Below are 15,818 nucleotides of genomic sequence, written 5' to 3'. Positions count from 1 at the left end.
GGCGAAGGCCGCCCACAGGCGCTGGGGGTTCATGACGGTGTTGGGGAAGTCGCGCAGGGGGAGGGTGACCTTGCCGGAGGTGTCCGGGGTGCGGAGGGACTGCCAGTCGTAGGCGAGGTCGTGGACCGCGACGGTGGCCAGGTTGCGGGTGAAGTCGCGGAGGCTGTCGGCGGTGCGCAGGGAGGTGCCGAGGACGCGGAAGTCGCGCGGGGGCAGGGCCGGATCCTGCGGGACCAGGCCGAGATTCTCCTGGACGGCGAGCTGCAGGGTCGGGTGTTCGGCGACCTCGACGAAGGTGTCGATGCCGTCCACGGCGGCGGACACGATGGCGCGGTCGAAGCGGACCCGATTGCGCAGGTTCCAGAACCAGTACTGTTCGTGCTCCAGGTCGGGGGTGATCTCCGCGCCCAGAGTCGCTCCGTAGCAGGGGATCTCACCGGCGCTGAAGGTCGGCGCGCTCATCTCCGCGCCGAGGAAGTTCTCGAAGTCGGTGCGCAGTTCGGCCACGATCGAGGTGTGCGCCGGGTAGGCCACCTGGATCTCCTTGGCGAACTTGCCCTTCGCCTGCGCCGCGGCGACCATGTCGACGATGGTGTCCCGGTCGCCCGAGATCGCCAGGATGTGCGGCGAATTCACCACCGACAGCTCGGCCCAGCCGGAGTGCCGGGCCAGCAACGCCTCCACCTCTTCCCGGTCCATGCCGAGCACGGCCATCGAATAGCCGCGCGGGGAAATGCGTTCCACCAGCCGCGCGCGCTCGGTCACGGCCATGACGGCGTCGCGTCGGGTCATCACCCGCGCCACCCAGCCCGCGGCCAGCTCACCCTGGCTGTGCCCGATGGCGGCGGCGGGCCGCACGCCGAAGGCCCGCCACATGGCGGCCAGGCCGGTCATGTGGAACATCAACGCGGGCTGGACTTCCCACACCGTGTTCTCGAAAAGCCCCTCCTCACCGAGCAGGTAGTGCAGCGGCTGGGCGTGACCGTAGTGCTCGCGGTGCAGTTCGGCGCAGGCGTCCACCTCGTCCCGATAGGCCTGGGAGAGGCCGTAGTACAGCTTGCCCATGCCGGGGCGTTGACTGCCCTGTCCGGGGAAGACGAAGCCGGTCCGGCGGGCGGTGGCCGCGCCGAGGCTCTGCACCACGGCGGGATGCTCGGTGTCGGCGGCGATGGATTCGAGGGCCGTCAGCAACTCGTCGCGACCGGACACCATGGCGAGCGCCCGGCGGCGGCGCGCGGTGCGCGTGCGGAACAGCATGTCCGCCACTCGATCCGGCGTCACCTCCGGCCGGTCCGCCAGGTAGCGGGCGAGCTGTGCTGCCTCGGCGCGCAGCCCGTCGGGGGTCTCGGAGGACAGCAGGACGGGAACGGTGCCGTCGGGAAGCCGGTATTCAGACATGGAGATCCTCCGAAACGGGCATGGCAAGAACGGCATGCGCATTGGTGCCCGCGACACCGAACGAGGACACGGCGCCGTAGCGGACGCCGTCGACCGGTTCCCACGGGGTGAGCTCGGTGGCCAGGCGCAGGCTGGTGGCGTCCCAGTCGACCTTGTCGGTGGGGTTGTCGGCGAACAGGGTCGGCGCGATCTGCCCGTTCTGGCCGCACAGCAGCACCTTGATCAGGCCGAGCATGCCCGAGGCCGCCTGGGCGTGACCGATATTGGATTTCACCGAGCCCAGCAGCGGGCCGGAGGCGCGGTCGGGCGCGCCGTAAGCGTTTGCGAGAGCGGTCAATTCGAGCGGATCGCCGACCGGAGTGCCGGTGCCGTGACCCTCGATCAGACCGATGGCGTCGGCACCGATGCCCGCCGCTTGGAGCGTCTTCTCGATGAGCCGCTGCTGCGCAACCGAACTCGGCACGGCCAGCGGCGCACCCTTGCCATTGTGGTTGACCCGGGTGCCCAGCACCCGCGCATAGACGTGGTGGCCGAGCACTCGCGCCCGCGACTCCCGCTCCAGCACAACGACACCCGCGCCCTCGCCCCACAGGGTTCCGGTCGCGTCGGCGGCGTAGGCCCGGCAGTGGCCGTCGGCGGCTAAGGCGTTGTTCTTGGAGAACTCGTAGAAGGCGGCGGGCGACCCCATGACGCAAACGCCGCCCGCCAGTGCCCACTCGCATTCGTCATTGCGAATCGCATTGGCGGCCAAGTGCAGTGCGGTCAGCGAGGACGCGCAGGCCGTATCCACGCTCATCGACGGCCCGATCAGCCCGAGCCCGTGCGAGATGCGCCCGGCCACCGCACCCAGCGCGGTCCCGGTCACCCGGTAGCCGCTGTAGTCGGTGACCGCGGCCGACGCGGGCCCGTATTCGTTGATGGACGCACCCATGAAGCACCCGACCTCGGCGCCGCCCAGGGAGCCGGGATTGATGCCCGCGTTCTCCAGCGCGCGCCAGGCCACCCGCATGCCGACCCGCTGCTGCGGATCCATGGACACGGCCTCGCGAGGGGTGATGCCGAAGAACATCGGATCGAATTCCGTTGCCCCGTCCAGGAATCCGCCGGCGTCGGGAACCCAGCTCCAGCCCTCCACCTGATGCAGCGACAGCAGCCGATCCAGCGGCCACTCCCGATCGCGGGGGAACGCGCCGATGAGCTCGCGCGCCTGCGACAGCGCCGACCAGTAGGCGGGCAGCGTCTCCACGCCGCCCGGCGCCTCGATCGCCATGCCCGCGATGACGATGGGATCCACGTCCGTCATGCCGCTCATCCGACGGTATTCAGCGACGGGGCGAGCAGTTCGGCAATGCCCTCGGTGTGCTCGTTGAGGTAGAAGTGCCCGCCGTCGAAGACGGTCACCTCGATCTCCTGCGTGCTGTGGTTGGCCCAGCCGTACAGATCGCGCGGCGTCACGAAGGGATCCTCGACGCCGCCGAGCACCTGAATCCTGGCCCGCACCCGCACATCCGGCGCGCACGTGTACGCGTCGAAGGCGCGGTAGTCGGCCTTCACCACCGGCAGCGCCATGCGCATCACCTCGCGGCTGCCCAGCACGTCCGCGCCGGTGCCTTCCAGTCGTCCCAGGTGATCGAGGATCTGTTCGTCCTCGGTGGGATGCGGCGGCAGCTCGGCGGCCCGGCCCGGCGACACCGCCGCCGACGGGGCCAGCAGCCGCACCTCGCGGCCCGCGGCTTCGGCGGCCCGCACCAGCTCGAAGGCCACCATCGCGCCCATGCTGTGCCCGAATACGGTCAGCGGCAGGCCGCGATCATGTTCGGAGGCAATGTAATCCGCGAACGCGCCCGCGCCGAGCTCGGTCAGGGTGGTCGCCGCCGCCTCGCGCGCCCGGTCCTGACGGCCCGGGTACTGGAAGACCACGACATTGAAGTACCGGCTGAAAACCTTCGAGAACGCCCGGTAGCTGGACGCGCCCGCACCCGCGTGCGGGCAGATCAGCAGCGGCGGAAGCCCTTCCGCCGCGGGTTTGTGGAACTGCCGGACCCAGCCGAGCTGTGCTGCCATGACGTGAACTCCTACTCGGCCGAATCGGTGAGATAGCCGCCGCGCGCGAAGAATTCGCCCGCCGCGTGTTCCTGCCCGTCGGCGGTGCGCACCCGAGTGATGACCAGTGCGGCATTGTTGCCCCGGAACGCCTCCGGACCGCAGACCACGGCCGCGCCACCGTCGAGCACCACGACCCGTCCCGGCGTTCCGCCGCAATTGAATTCGGCGACCCGCGCGGCCAGCACCTCGATCCGCTCTCCGCGGTAGTAGGTGAAGGCGGCCGGGTACGGCGCGGACAGGGCGCGCACGAAACGCTCGAGATCCACGGCGGGCCAGGACCAGTCGATGCGGCTGTCGCGGTCGGCGCGCTTGTGGAAGTAGGTGCGCTCGGCCGGATTCTGCGGCCGCCACACGGCGGTCCCGTTCTCCACGGCGTCCAGCGCCTCGTTCACCGCGTCCGGAATGAGTTCCATTCCGGCCAGCACCAATTCGGTGCCGGTGACATCGGGCCCGATGGGCAGGCGCTTCTGCACCAGGATGTCGCCGGTATCGAGGTTCTCGTCCATGCGGTGCACGGTCAGCCCGGTCTCGGTCTCACCGCTGATCAGCGCCCACAGCACCGGCGAGAATCCGGTGAACTTGGGCAGCAGCGAATCGTGCAGGTTGAGGGTGCCGTGCGGGGGCAGGTTGTAGAGCTCCTCGGGCATCCAGGTGTACCAGCTGTTCACCACGATCACGTCCGGCTCGGCCCGCTTGACCAGATCGATGGTCTCCGCGTCCGCCCGTTCGGTGAGGTGCACCGGAATCCCGTGCTCGCGGGCCAGTTCCTCGACCGAATCCGACCACATGGCCTTGTAGGTGGATTCCGCGGCCGGGTGGGTGACCGCCAGCACCACCTCGTGGCGCGAATCGATCAGGGCCTGCAGGGTTTTCCGGCCCCAGGTCTGGAAGCCGAACGAGACGATACGCATTGAACCGAACCTCATCTTTGCTCGAAGTAAGCTAAGCCTAACCTATTTACCAAGCCGGTTGTGCGCGGCACCCACGGCCGCGCTCCGCACCAGCTCCGGCGCACACGCCAGCACCCGGTCCGAAAGTTCGCCCAGGCAGCTCAGATTGGGGAAGCCCGGGCCCTGGGCCAGCGCCGCCATATTCGGCAGGTAGAGCTTGGCCTCCAGACCGGTGACGGCCAGGTCGTAGCCGATGGCGGCCTCCAGGCGCGCCTGATCCACCGGGCCGCCCACGGCCAGCTCCAGCAGGTCCGCGGCATCGGTGTCGAAAAGCTCCAGGAACCACAGCGATTCGCCACCGGTCGCGTCCACCACCAGATCGAAGGTGTGCACCTGATCGGGGCGGGTCTCGTTGCGCAGGGTCAGCGCCACCGCCTCGTCGCGCGCGGCCACCCGGACCACGCGGCCCTGCAGGTGATGCACGCGGCTGTCGGCGAGCAGGTTCTCCTGCACCCGGACCGAGAAGACGCCGCGATCGGTGCGGCGGATGACATCGCGGCGCTCCTCGAGACTCAGCGCGGGCCACTTCACCGGATCGCTGAACAGCGCGTTCTCGAAATAGCTTTCGCCGCGGGTGTAGATGGTGGCCTTGGGCGAGATGACCGAGACGGTGAGCACATCATGGCGGACCAACTCGTCCATGGCCGAACCCGCGGTCTCGCCGCCGCCGATCACCGCGGCCCGCGAGGACACCGGCAGCTGACGCTTGGCGGCCAGATCCCAGAATTCGGAGATGCTCAGCACCCGGGGATGGTCCGCGAGGGCGCGGCGGCTGTTGCCCGGGCCGGTGATCATCAACCGGTCCGCGTCCAGCGTGCTCGACTTGCCGTCGGCGTCGACCACGGTGACCAGCCAGCCGTCGGCCGCGGCGGAAATCGTTCGGACCGAACCCATCACGATCTCGACGCCGGTGCGACGGGCGACCCACTGCAGGTAGTCGGCCCACAGGGTGTGCTGCGGGCTGGGCCGGCCGCGGTCCACCCACTCGGCGTAGGTGCCGTGCTCGACCAGGTAGGCGGTCCAGCTGAAGGCCCGCATGGCCGCGTCGATATCGCGATTGCGGCCGCGCGCCCAGGTGGAGTGGTACGGGAAGCCGACATCCTTCTCCGGGCTGGTGCCCAGGCGGTGGCGGCCGTCGGTCCAGCCGCCGCTGGGCAGCCAGTTGCCGCCCACCGCATGGGATTCGACGACGACCACGCGCGGCGCGGGCAGGCCGAGTTCCCGCAGGACGTACGCCTTGGCCGCCACGGCCATGGCCTTGGGACCGGCTCCGACCACGAGAAGTGTGTCCACTGATGCTCCTGCTTTCCCGGCGGCATGCGTCCGATGTGATGGCAGCCACTTCGCAGCTACCCCCACGGCGGGCCCGTCGAAAAGGCCGATCGGGGAAGGAGATCGGATGACGCGCTTCCAAACCGTGGGGTCTTATGTTTGCATAGGCTTACCTTATATTGGTCGGGACCCGGTTCGAGCGCAAGCCCTTGGATCGGACGCCTGACCGAAAACGATGGGAATACGAATGATCAAGTCCATGCGTCGCATCGCCGTCGCGGCCGTCGCCGTCGCGGCCGTCCTGGGCGGTACCGCCGCCACCGTCGCCCCCGCCTCCGCCCTGCCGGTCGCCGCGCCGGTCAAGGCCGCGAATCCCGGTGTGGGAGAGCTGCAGTCGAAGCTCACACTGCTGCTGAACACCGGCGCCTCGCGGGCCGCGCGCGCCAACGAGCTGGAGGCCGGCGAGGCCGGACTGCCGCTCATCGACCAGGTCGCCGGCGTCGTCGCCGCCGCCCCGCCGAGCTTCAAGTACACCGTGCTGGGACCGGTGAATGTCTCCGGCGACACGCTCAGCGCCGGTTTCCAGACCTCCATCGACGGCTTCGACCCGTGGAACTGGACCCTCACCTGGCGTGACATCGACGGCACCTGGAAGCTGACCCGCGACTCCGAGTGCACCGTGGCCAGCATCGCCTACCTGCCCTGCAGCCTCTGATACACGCGTAGCAGCGAATCCCGGGCATCCGATGGATGCCCGGGTTTTCGCATGCGCGGGAAGGGTTTTCGGGCTACACGGTGGCGCGTTCCAGCCGCCAGCCCGAGGCCCGGGTGCGCTCGTTCCAGAAGTCGGCGTAGCGGCCGTCCAGGGCGAGCAGTTCCGCGTGCGTGCCGCGCTCGACAATGCGGCCGCCGTCCATGAACAGGATCTGATCCGCGTGCGCGATGGTGGCCAGGCGATGCGCCACCACGAGAACCGTTCTGCCGCGTGTGAGTTCGTGCACACCGCGCACCACGACCGCCTCGTTGTGCGGATCCAGCGCGCTGGTGGCCTCGTCCAGCAGCACGATCGGAGCGTCCTTGACCAGGGCGCGGGCGATCGAAACCCGCTGGCGCTCACCGCCGGACAGGGCCGAACCGCCCTCGCCGACCGCGGTCTGCCAGCCGTCGGGCAGGCGCGCGGCGATCTCGTCGACCCGCGCGACCGTTCCGGCCTGCAGCACCTCGTGATCGGTGGCGTCGGGACGGCCGACCCGAATGTTCTCCAGCACAGAACGATCGAAGAGATAGACGTTCTGGAAGACCAGCGCCAGCTGATTCAGCAGCGTCTCGGTCGGCTGATCGCGGACGTCATGGCCGCCGACCGCGACGCGACCGGAATCGGCGTCGTGGAAACGGGCGGCCAGGCGCAGCAGCGTGGACTTGCCCGCGCCGCTGGGGCCGACGATGGCCGTGGTCGTGCCGGGCTCGGCGGTGAAGGTGATGTCGGTGAGTACGGGCTTGCCGGGGCCGTAGCCGAAGGTGACGCCGTCGAACTCCACCCGCGCCTCGCCCGGAGTAACGACTGAATCCGGCTGCGGCAGAGTCGGTTCCGACAGCAAACCGGTGACGCGGTCGGCCGCCGCGGCGGCCGTGCGCAACGCGCCGCCCAGCTGCGCGGCCTGGGTCAGCGGCTCGATGAAGCGGGAGCTCACCGCGATCAGGGCGATGGCCGCGGCGGCCGAGATCGCGCCGTCGGTGGCCCGGCCCACCACCAGGTAGACCAGCACCAGGAAGATGGCCTGCACCACCAGGGAGAACACGATCAGGCCGGGGACGGCGGCGATGAGCAGGCCCGAGGCCGCCTTCCGCTGCCGGGCCAGCGCCGCGTCCAGGCCGCGGTTGCCCGCGCCGACCGCGCCCAGGGAACGCAGCACCGGTTGGGCCTGAGCGAATTCCAGCACTCGCGCATTGGCCTCGGTCGCGGCCTCGTGCATGCGCTCGTCGGCGGTGACGTAGGAGCGGTTGGCCCACAGGTTCACCACGAACAGCACCGGCGCGGCCACCAGCATGGCCAGCGAGATGCGCCAGTCGACGAAAAGCATGCCGAGCGCAACGCCCAGCGGAACCAGCACGCCGGTCAGCATTTTCGCCAGCAGGTAGGCGATCAGGCCCTGCACCTCGCGCACGTTCTCGACCACCACCCGCGACAGCTCGCCCGCGTGCCGGTCGTCGAACCAGCCCAGCGGCAAGGCGTTCAGTTGATCGCCGAGGCGGGTCTGCAGACCGTGCTGCATACCCACGCCGATCCGCAGACCGAGCAGCGACTGCACATAGCCGAACACCACGACGGCCAGCACCGCCACGCCCAGCCCCACCGTCCACCACCAGGCGCGGCGCAGGTCGTTGTCGAACAACGCCTGCAACACCGGCACCAGCAGCACGTAGGCGGTGGCCTGCGCGAGTGCCTGTAGCACGATGGCCAGCAGCAATCGCGGTGTCAGGCGGGCGTATTCGGCCGGGACCAGGCTCAAAACTTTGCGGATCATCGAGTGGCCTCCTCAGCGGCAACGGTCTCCAGCGCCGCCGCGTTGATCTCCCACAGACGCTGATAGAGCCCGCCCGCGGTGTGCAGGGTGGCGTGGTCGCCCTGCTCGACCAGGGTTCCGTTCTCCAGCACCAGAATTCGGTCCACACCGGTGATGGTGTGCAGGCGGTGGGCGATCACCAGCACGGTGCGGCCCGCCACCAGTTCGGCCAGGGCGTCCTGGACCGCGGCCTCGGATTCCGGATCGGCGAAGGCGGTGGCCTCGTCCAGCACCAGGATCGGGGTGTCGGCCAGCAGGGTGCGGGCGATCGAAAGGCGTTGCGCCTCACCACCGGACAGGATGGCGTCGACACCGATCTCGGAGTCGTAGCCGCGCGGCAGCGCCGTGATGCGGTCGTGGATGCGGGCGGCGCGGGCCGCGCGTTCGAGGGCCGCGTCGTCGGCGTCGGGGCGGGCCAGGCGCAGATTGTCGGCGACGGTGCCGCGGATCAGGCGGACATCCTGGAAGACGAATCCGACGGTGCGGTACAGCTCTTCGCTGGGAATGTCGCGAATGTCGCGGCCGCCGATGGTGATTCGGCCCGAGTTCACGTCGTAGAAGCGGGGCAGCAGCTTGGCCAGCGTCGACTTGCCGGAACCGCTGGGGCCGACCAGCGCGGTCATGGTGCCGGGGGCCAGCTCCAGCTCGATGCCGCGCAGGACCTGATGGTCGTCGCGGTAGCCGAAACTCACGTCCTCGAAACGGATCAGCCCGGCGGGAGCGTCGGCCGACGCGGATTCGCCGGAGCCGGAAGCCAATTCGGGGGTCTGCTGCAATTCGTGCAGCCGCAGCGCGGCGTCACCGGCGGTCCGCAGCGCCTGCGCGCCGTAGCCCAGACCCAGCAGCGAACTGCCCAGCCCGAGGCCGACCAGCAGGAACGGCAGCAGGTCCAGCGGCTCGAGCCAGTGCAGGCCGACGCCCGCCAGGCCCGCCACCACGATCAGCAGCATGACGAAGACCGGCGCGACCACGGTGTCCGACACCGACTGCACCGTCATGACCGGCATCTTCAGCTGCCGCAGCCGCTCGGTCTGCGCCTCCACGGCCTCGCGGAACTCGGTGTGCGCCTTGCCCGCCCGCCCGAAGGCCCGCACCACCTGGATGCCGTCCACGAATTCGACGGTGGCCGCGCGGGTACGCTGCTCGGCGGCGTTGTAGGCCGAAAGGCGTTCGCGGCCGGGCTCGTCCAGCATGGCGCGCATGCACAGCGCGTAGATCACCAGCGGCAGCAGCAGGACCAGCGTCAGGCGCCAGTCGACGGTGGCCAGGTAGATCAGCGTCACCAGCGGGATGGTCACCGAGCCGATGAAGTCCAGGCGGGCGTGCGCCACCAGATAGTGCAGCGCCTCGACATCGTCCTGCAGGTACTTCTTCACCTCGGACGAACTGCGCGCCCCGAACCAGCCCAGCGGCACCCGGGTCAGCTTGTCGGCCAGCAGCCGGCGCAGGCTCAGCTGATAGCGCGCGTCCACGGCGTGCGACCAGGTCAGCGCCGCGGCCTGCAGGATCGCGCGGGCCACCAGCACCAGCACGGCGATCAGCAGCAGCCGCCAGACGCGATCGGTATCGGGCGAATTCGCCAGCAGCTCACGGCAGGCCGAGACGATGAGCAGGAACGGCAGCACCGAGCACACCGAGGCCAGCGCGACCACCAGCCCGGCAATGCTCAGCGGGCCGCTGACAGGTGCCAGGATCTCCTTGCGCGCCAGGGCCTCTCGCTTGCGGCGGGCCTTCACCTCCGCCTTCGCGTCCGGCCCTCCCCCATCGGTTGCCGCCGGGCCCGGGTCGATGGCCTGTGCCTCGACCGCGGGCGGTGACTCGACCGTCATCAGTCCGCCTCCCACCTTCGTCCGTCCGGGCGCTCCCCTGAGCACCGACGAGAAGATAGGTTAGGCTAACTTTCGCTCTGCGACCATACCGAGTAGGTCAGCGCGGCACCTTCGCGGTCAGCTTCTTGCCATTGGCGTCGTGGACCATGCAGGTCGCGCGGCCATTGGTCTTGTTCCACTGCGTCTCATTGGCCGGATACAGGATGAAGGTCTCCAGCTGGTCGTACATCGAGCTGCCGCTCAGCAGCTTGTCGATCTCGGTCATGCAGGCGTCATTGGCCTTGTCGAAGGACGAGTCCAGCGAACCCGGCCACGAACCGGGCAGGTGCACCTGGGTGATGACCTCGGCGTCGTGCGGCGAACTGCACGGCAGCACGGTCACCTTGCGAATGTGGTTGTTCTCCTCGACCGTCTGCAGGCAGTCGCCGGTCTTCACATCGTCGACGGGAATCGAGGTCGGCGAATTCGGCAGGGCCGCGGTGCGAGTCGTATTGTCCCGCGACGCCGAGTTGTCCGAGTCGGTGGCGATACCGATGGCCACGCCCGCGGCCACCACCAGAATCGACAACCCGGAGATCACCAGACCCGCGATCGCGAAACCACGACCGCCCTGATTGCGCTGCTTGATCTGGCTCAGCGCGATGAGGCCGAATGGGATCCCCAGGAAGCAGAAGCCGAAAAGGCTGACGACGAACGAGGCGATCGCCAAACCATTCGTACCCTGCGGCGGCGGAGCCATCGGATAGCCGGGCTGCGGCGGATACCCGGGCGGATACCCCGGCTGCCCCTGCTGGCCGTAATCCCACTGCTGCCCGGGTTGCCCGTAGCCGGGATACATCGGCTGGTTGGGGTCCGGCTGTCCGGGCTGGCCCGGCAGACCTTGCGGCTGTTGGTCGTTCGGATACACGAGACCCCCGATCAGTCGTTCGGACCCAGACAATCCGGGCGTGGGCCAACCGTACCCCCTGGTCCGGACAAACCCGGGGACTAGGGTTTGGCGAGTGAGACGCCGTCAGCAACCCCCGCTACCCAAGCGGCACGGACTGGATCCGGCCCGGTTGCGACTGCCCGAGGAGGGCGACTGGGCCACCATCCGCGACCACCTCGTGGAACGGTTGCCGCGGGTTCGCCCCGAACGCATCGACGAGCTGTTGAGCGAGGGCGGGATCGTCGATCTCGAGGGACCGATCGCGCTCGACACTCCTTATGTCCCCGGCGGCGCGGTGTGGTTCCACCGGGATCTGCCCGACGAGACCGAGGTGCCCTTCCCGATCGGCATCGTCTACCGCGACGACGACATCCTGGTCGCGGACAAACCGCACTTCCTGTCGACCATCCCGCGCGGACAGCACATCCTGCAGACCGCCCTGGTGAAACTGCGCGGCGAACTGGATCTGCCGGATCTGGTTCCGGCGCACCGGCTCGACCGCGTCACCGCCGGACTGGTGCTGTTCATCGTGAATCCCGCTCGGCGCGGGGCGTATCAGACCATGTTCCACAAGCGGTTGGTGCACAAGGAGTACGAGGCCATCGCGCGCTTCGATCCGGAACTGGAGCTGCCGCGCACCGTCATCAGCCGGATCATCAAGGAACGGCAGGTGCTCAAGGCCTATGAGACCGAGGGCGAACCCAATGCCGAGACCGTCGTCGAATTGATCGAGCAGCGCGACGGATTGGGCCGCTACCGGCTGAAGCCGAGGACCGGGCGCACGCATCAGCTGCGACTGCACATGAACAGCCTCGGGATTCCGATCCTCGGCGACGACTTCTATCCCGAGCTCACCGACAAGCCGGTCGACGACTACACGCGGCCGCTGCAGCTACTGGCCTCGACACTGGAATTCATCGACCCGATCACACGGGAACCGCGCCGCTTCGACACCGCCCGCACGCTGCAGGCCTGGGACGATCCCGAGGGCTGGGCGACCGGCCGCTGACCGGCGACGACCCGTACGGCCCAGCGGGATTAACCACATTCGAAGCGCTTTCCAAGAATTCGCTCGTAGACTGGCCCGGATGTCTCGAAACGATAACGACGCCGTCGCGGTACTCGATGCGGCCCAGCCGCCGGATGCCCCGCCCGCTCCCCCCGGTCACAAGCTGCACGCCTACGTGGATGTCGCGGTCGTCATCGTCGTTCTCACCGGCACCAACCTCATCGCCCACTTCACCAACAAGTGGGCCAGCATCCTCTCCGTGCCGATAGCCGCGGTGCTGCTGGTGGCCCTGGTCCGCCGCCGCGGCCTCGGCTGGGCCGAGCTCGGGCTCTCGCCGCGGCAGTGGCGGCGCGGTTCACTGTGGGCGCTGGCCGCGGTGGGCGTGGTGCTGGCGGCCGTGGTCATCGGCGCGGCGCTGCCCATCACCCGCCCGTTCTTCCTCAACGACCGCTATGCCGCGATCTCCGGCGCGCTCATCGCGTCCATGGTGGTGATTCCGCTGCAGACCGCGATCCCGGAGGAGCTCGCCTTCCGCGGCGTGCTGCACGGCACCCTGGACCGGGTGGCCGGGGCGCGGGGCGTATTCGCCGCCGGGTCAATGCTTTTCGGGCTCTGGCACATCGCCTCGTCGCTCGGCCTGACCAGCGGCAACAAGGGTCTCACCGGATTCCTCGGGAGCGGCCCGGCCGGACAGCTCCTCGGCATCGCGCTGGCCGTACTGGCCACCGCCGGCGCGGGCATGGTCTTCACCTGGCTGCGCCGCCGCAGCGGCAGCCTGCTCGCACCCATCGCCCTGCACTGGGCGCTGAACGGTGCGGGCGCGCTGACCGCGGCGGTGGTCTGGCACGTCACCGTGCATTAGCGCTGACACGCCGAGGGGGCCGACTGACCTGGGAACAGAGGATTATGGTCAGTCGGCCCTGGCGAACTGTATCGGTTGTCCAGTTCAGTGCGTGGCGGTTTCGGGAAAAAACTGAAACACGTTTCGTTCAGACACTGGACAACCGCCGCGGACTATCGACGCGAGGAGTCGCTCACCACATCCTCGGGCGTCCATTCCGTATCCCAGTTCATCGGCGTGCCCTGGGCGTCGCCGCCGTGGCCCGGCCACCAAGCGCGGCGGCCGATCAGGGCGGTCACCGCGGGGGTGAAGAACAGCGCCATGACGAAGGCCGCGATGGCGATGCCGACCGAGATGGCGAAGCCCATCGAGGTCAGCACGGTATTGCCCGCCAACATCATCGAGGCGAAGGTGCCCGCCAGGATGACACCGGCCGCCGCCACCGTCGGACCCGTGTGGCGCACGGCCAGGGCCGCGGCGCGATGCGGATCGTGACCCTCGCGGGCCTCCTCCCGCAACCGGGCGACCATCAGGATGTTGTAGTCGGTGCCGAGCGCGACCACGAACAGGTACATGATCAGCGGGAGCGTGAAGATCAGACCCGAATCCCCTTGCAGGTGCTGGAAAACCAGCACCGCCGCGCCGAGCGTCGCCGCGAAGCCGAGGAACACCGAGGCCATCAGGTACCAGGGCGCCACCACGCTGCGCAGCAGCAGGGCCAGCACGATCATGATGAGGATCGCGGCGACCGGGAACACCACCGTGTAGTCACGGTTCATGGCGTGCTGGAAGTCGACGAACACCGAGGTCAGCCCGCCCACCACGGCCGTGGTGCCGACCGGGGCCGCGGAGTGCGCGGTGTCGCGCAGCGGACCCTTCACGGTCGCCAGGGCCGCATCGGATTCCGGCTTGTCGGCAAGTGTCACTTGGTATTCGGCCACCGTCTTGTCGGCCGAGATGGCCGGCGCCGGCCCGACCTCGCCCACGCCCTTGACCCCGCGCAGCGCGGCGCCGAAGGCGTTCAGCTCATCCGCGGTCAGCGCACCGTGCTGGCTCTGCAGGTACACCTGCGAGGGCTGGGTGCTGCCCGCGGGCATGCTCTTGAGCAATTCCTTGCCGTAGACCACGGATTCGGAGGTGTCGGAGGTCGAACCCGAACCCAGATCGAAGGTCGGGTTGAAGCCGAAGGCGAAGACGCCCAGCACGATCAGCACCGCGCCCGAGGCCGCGGCGAACAGCGCGGGCCGCTTGCCCAGCGAATTGCCGACCGCCGCGAAGCGCGCGCCCTTGGGCTCGCGCTGCCAGGCCTTGGAGGGCCAGAACACCTTGGTGCCCAACAGCGAGACGATCGCCGGAATCAGCGTGAGCCCGGCCAGCAGCGCCACCGCCACCGCGATGGCCAGGGCGATGCCCATGGAACGGAACATGCCCAGGGTGGACAGCGTCAGCGCGCCGAAGGCGATGATCACCGCCGCGGCCGCCGAGGTGATCGCCTCACCGACCCGGGTGACCGCGTTGACCACGGCCGTCTTGGCATCGTCACCGGCCCGCAGGCGTTCCCGGAACCGGAACATCAGGAACAGGATGTAGTCGGTGCCGACACCGAAGAGCACCACGATCAGCAGCGACTGCACCGAGTTGTCGATCTTGAGATCGAAGGTGTCGCTGGCGATCGCGATCAGACCGCTGGCCAGCGGGGACACCGCCACCAGAATGGTCAGGATGGGCAGCAGCGCGATGATCGGACTGCGGAAGATGATCAACAGCAGGCCCAGGATCAGCACCACCGTCACGACGCCGATGATGGCCAGGCCCTTCTTGCTGGAATCCTGCTGGTCCAGGGTCTGCGCGGCCGTACCGGTGACGCCGGCCTTCAGGCCCGTGTCCTTGACCTGATCCTTCAGCGCGTCCCGGATGTCCTTCACCGCATCGGCCTGATGGGTGTCATTGCCGCTGGTGACCTTGGTCATCTGCACCGCGACCACCTCGATGGCCCGGTTCTGCGCCGGGGGCACCGCCTGTACTCCGGTGACGTCCTTGATGTTTCGCTGCCCGAGCGCGGTGGCCGCGGCCTGCACCGAGGCGGTGTCGGCATCGGTCATGGGTGCGCCGTCAGACCGTTCGAAGACGATGAGCGCGGCCGGGGTATTGCTGTTGGGGAATGCCTTCTGCTGCAGCTGGATCGCCTGCACGGACTCGTAATGCGAAGGCAGGAAGTCGGATTGGTCGGTAGTGGCGGTGAGTTTCGGCGCGGACACGAAGACCGCGACGATGGCGATCGCCCACGCGGCGATCACCAGCCACGGGAATCGGACGACGAAGCGCCCCAAACGGGAGAACATGCGGGAGAAGTCCTTTCAGGGTTCGGCCGCGCTATTCAGTTCGACTAGATATCGAGGACCTGCGAGGACGGGTTCTCCACGACATCGGCGACGATTCGGTAGACCTTCGCCGGAATCCGGTCGCGCAACTCCTCGAGCGAATCCACGATCTCGAGGGTGAAGTCGCCATAGCCATCCTCATCCAGACCGAGCATCTCGCGCCAGTTCTTAAATCCCTTGGCCCAGTTCATGATCGGCGTGTAGTCCGAGGAATCGGAGTTGTTCTTGGCGGTGATGAACTCCTCGCGGCGTTCCTGAGCCGCGTGCTTGGTGGCGGTGGCGAAGTCGTTCCAGTCGATGATGTGACTGTGCAGCACCAGCTTGCCCTTGCGGCTCTGGTAGACCCGGACCGTCTCCGAGCCCTCCTTGGTGACGCGGTGCGCCTGCGAGAGCAGCTTGCCGACGAAGCGCTGGGTGCGGCCGCCGCCGGGGCCGACGCGCAGGGTGATCTCCTGCATGCCCTCGGGCAAGGAATCGATCACCAGCTCGGTGGTGGCGGCGGTTTCGTTGGTGTCCTTCTCGAAGTCCATGGGGTGCTCC

The 15,818-nt window shown here is 68.6% G+C and carries 13 protein-coding genes; 3 read left to right on the top strand and 10 right to left on the bottom strand.

Going from position 1 to position 15,818, the window contains the following annotated elements; translation table 11 throughout:
• The 5 genes from ACAM49_RS08035 to ACAM49_RS08015 all read right to left on the bottom strand — a co-directional run.
• Positions 1-1,398, bottom strand: a 1,398-nt coding sequence (locus ACAM49_RS08035; protein ID WP_369634808.1) for an acyltransferase domain-containing protein, incomplete at its 3' end; no start/stop codon positions are given.
• The gene (locus ACAM49_RS08030) at positions 1,391-2,701 is read right to left on the bottom strand and encodes a polyketide synthase (protein WP_369634807.1); all 1,311 of its coding nucleotides are present in this window, start codon (positions 2,699-2,701) and stop codon (positions 1,391-1,393) included. The genes ACAM49_RS08030 and ACAM49_RS08035, both read right to left, overlap by 8 nt.
• 5 nt (positions 2,702-2,706) lie before the next feature.
• On the bottom strand, positions 2,707-3,462 hold the full coding sequence (locus ACAM49_RS08025) for a thioesterase II family protein (protein ID WP_369634806.1): 756 nt from the start codon (positions 3,460-3,462) through the stop codon (positions 2,707-2,709).
• 11 nt (positions 3,463-3,473) lie between these two features.
• Positions 3,474-4,415: a methionyl-tRNA formyltransferase gene (locus ACAM49_RS08020; protein ID WP_369634805.1), complete on the bottom strand. Its 942-nt coding sequence runs from the start codon at positions 4,413-4,415 to the stop codon at positions 3,474-3,476.
• Between the two features lie 42 nt (positions 4,416-4,457).
• Complete coding sequence (locus tag ACAM49_RS08015) at positions 4,458-5,747, bottom strand: SidA/IucD/PvdA family monooxygenase (protein ID WP_369634804.1); 1,290 nt, start codon at positions 5,745-5,747, stop codon at positions 4,458-4,460.
• A gap of 226 nt (positions 5,748-5,973) precedes the next feature.
• Between ACAM49_RS08015 and ACAM49_RS08010 the strand changes: the two genes are divergently transcribed.
• On the top strand, positions 5,974-6,441 hold the full coding sequence (locus ACAM49_RS08010) for a hypothetical protein (protein WP_369634803.1): 468 nt from the start codon (positions 5,974-5,976) through the stop codon (positions 6,439-6,441).
• 73 nt (positions 6,442-6,514) lie between these two features.
• Here ACAM49_RS08010 and ACAM49_RS08005 read toward each other — a convergent pair whose 3' ends face one another.
• The 3 genes from ACAM49_RS08005 to ACAM49_RS07995 form a co-directional block, all read right to left on the bottom strand.
• Positions 6,515-8,251 (bottom strand): ABC transporter ATP-binding protein, encoded by a 1,737-nt coding sequence (locus ACAM49_RS08005; protein ID WP_369634802.1) that lies wholly within the window; start codon positions 8,249-8,251, stop codon positions 6,515-6,517.
• Complete coding sequence (locus ACAM49_RS08000) at positions 8,248-10,119, bottom strand: ABC transporter ATP-binding protein (RefSeq protein ID WP_369634801.1); 1,872 nt, start codon at positions 10,117-10,119, stop codon at positions 8,248-8,250. Before ACAM49_RS08000 ends, ACAM49_RS08005 begins: the two co-directional genes overlap by 4 nt.
• Before the next feature lie 97 nt (positions 10,120-10,216).
• The gene (locus tag ACAM49_RS07995) at positions 10,217-11,026 is read right to left on the bottom strand and encodes a DUF4190 domain-containing protein (protein ID WP_369634800.1); all 810 of its coding nucleotides are present in this window, start codon (positions 11,024-11,026) and stop codon (positions 10,217-10,219) included.
• A gap of 94 nt (positions 11,027-11,120) precedes the next feature.
• Here ACAM49_RS07995 and ACAM49_RS07990 point away from each other — a divergent pair, with 94 nt between their 5' ends.
• Together ACAM49_RS07990 and ACAM49_RS07985 are read left to right on the top strand one after the other, a co-directional pair.
• Positions 11,121-12,056 (top strand): RluA family pseudouridine synthase, encoded by a 936-nt coding sequence (locus ACAM49_RS07990; protein ID WP_369634799.1) that lies wholly within the window; start codon positions 11,121-11,123, stop codon positions 12,054-12,056.
• 79 nt (positions 12,057-12,135) lie between these two features.
• Entirely contained in the window at positions 12,136-12,918 is a 783-nt protein-coding gene (locus tag ACAM49_RS07985) for a lysostaphin resistance A-like protein (RefSeq protein WP_369634798.1), read from the top strand.
• A 152-nt stretch (positions 12,919-13,070) separates the two neighbouring features.
• Here ACAM49_RS07985 and ACAM49_RS07980 read toward each other — a convergent pair whose 3' ends face one another.
• Positions 13,071-15,239 carry an MMPL family transporter gene (locus ACAM49_RS07980; protein ID WP_369634797.1) on the bottom strand — a complete coding sequence of 723 codons (2,169 nt, stop codon included), beginning with the start codon at positions 15,237-15,239 and terminating at the stop codon, positions 13,071-13,073.
• Between the two features lie 44 nt (positions 15,240-15,283).
• Positions 15,284-15,808 carry an EXLDI protein gene (locus ACAM49_RS07975; RefSeq protein ID WP_369634796.1) on the bottom strand — a complete coding sequence of 175 codons (525 nt, stop codon included), beginning with the start codon at positions 15,806-15,808 and terminating at the stop codon, positions 15,284-15,286.
• Between the last annotated feature and the right edge of the window lie 10 nt (positions 15,809-15,818).

The sequence above is a fragment of the Nocardia sp. JMUB6875 genome (assembly GCF_041154655.1).
Classification (GTDB): domain Bacteria; phylum Actinomycetota; class Actinomycetes; order Mycobacteriales; family Mycobacteriaceae; genus Nocardia.
The sequence above is the reverse complement of the archived record's forward strand: the minus strand, read 5'-3'. Positions and strand labels throughout refer to the sequence as shown.

Bases quoted from the DNA above. Each gene is read 5' to 3' on its own strand.
- ACAM49_RS08010 (WP_369634803.1), top strand. From the start codon at position 5,974: ATGATCAAGTCCATGCGTCGCATCGCCGTCGCGGCCGTCGCCGTCGCG.
- ACAM49_RS08025 (WP_369634806.1), bottom strand. From the start codon at position 3,462: ATGGCAGCACAGCTCGGCTGGGTCCGGCAGTTCCACAAACCCGCGGCG.
- ACAM49_RS07975 (WP_369634796.1), bottom strand. From the start codon at position 15,808: ATGGACTTCGAGAAGGACACCAACGAAACCGCCGCCACCACCGAGCTG.
- ACAM49_RS08030 (WP_369634807.1), bottom strand. From the start codon at position 2,701: ATGACGGACGTGGATCCCATCGTCATCGCGGGCATGGCGATCGAGGCG.
- ACAM49_RS07985 (WP_369634798.1), top strand. From the start codon at position 12,136: ATGTCTCGAAACGATAACGACGCCGTCGCGGTACTCGATGCGGCCCAG.
- ACAM49_RS08020 (WP_369634805.1), bottom strand. From the start codon at position 4,415: ATGCGTATCGTCTCGTTCGGCTTCCAGACCTGGGGCCGGAAAACCCTG.
- ACAM49_RS08005 (WP_369634802.1), bottom strand. From the start codon at position 8,251: ATGATCCGCAAAGTTTTGAGCCTGGTCCCGGCCGAATACGCCCGCCTG.
- ACAM49_RS07980 (WP_369634797.1), bottom strand. From the start codon at position 15,239: ATGTTCTCCCGTTTGGGGCGCTTCGTCGTCCGATTCCCGTGGCTGGTG.
- ACAM49_RS08000 (WP_369634801.1), bottom strand. From the start codon at position 10,119: ATGACGGTCGAGTCACCGCCCGCGGTCGAGGCACAGGCCATCGACCCG.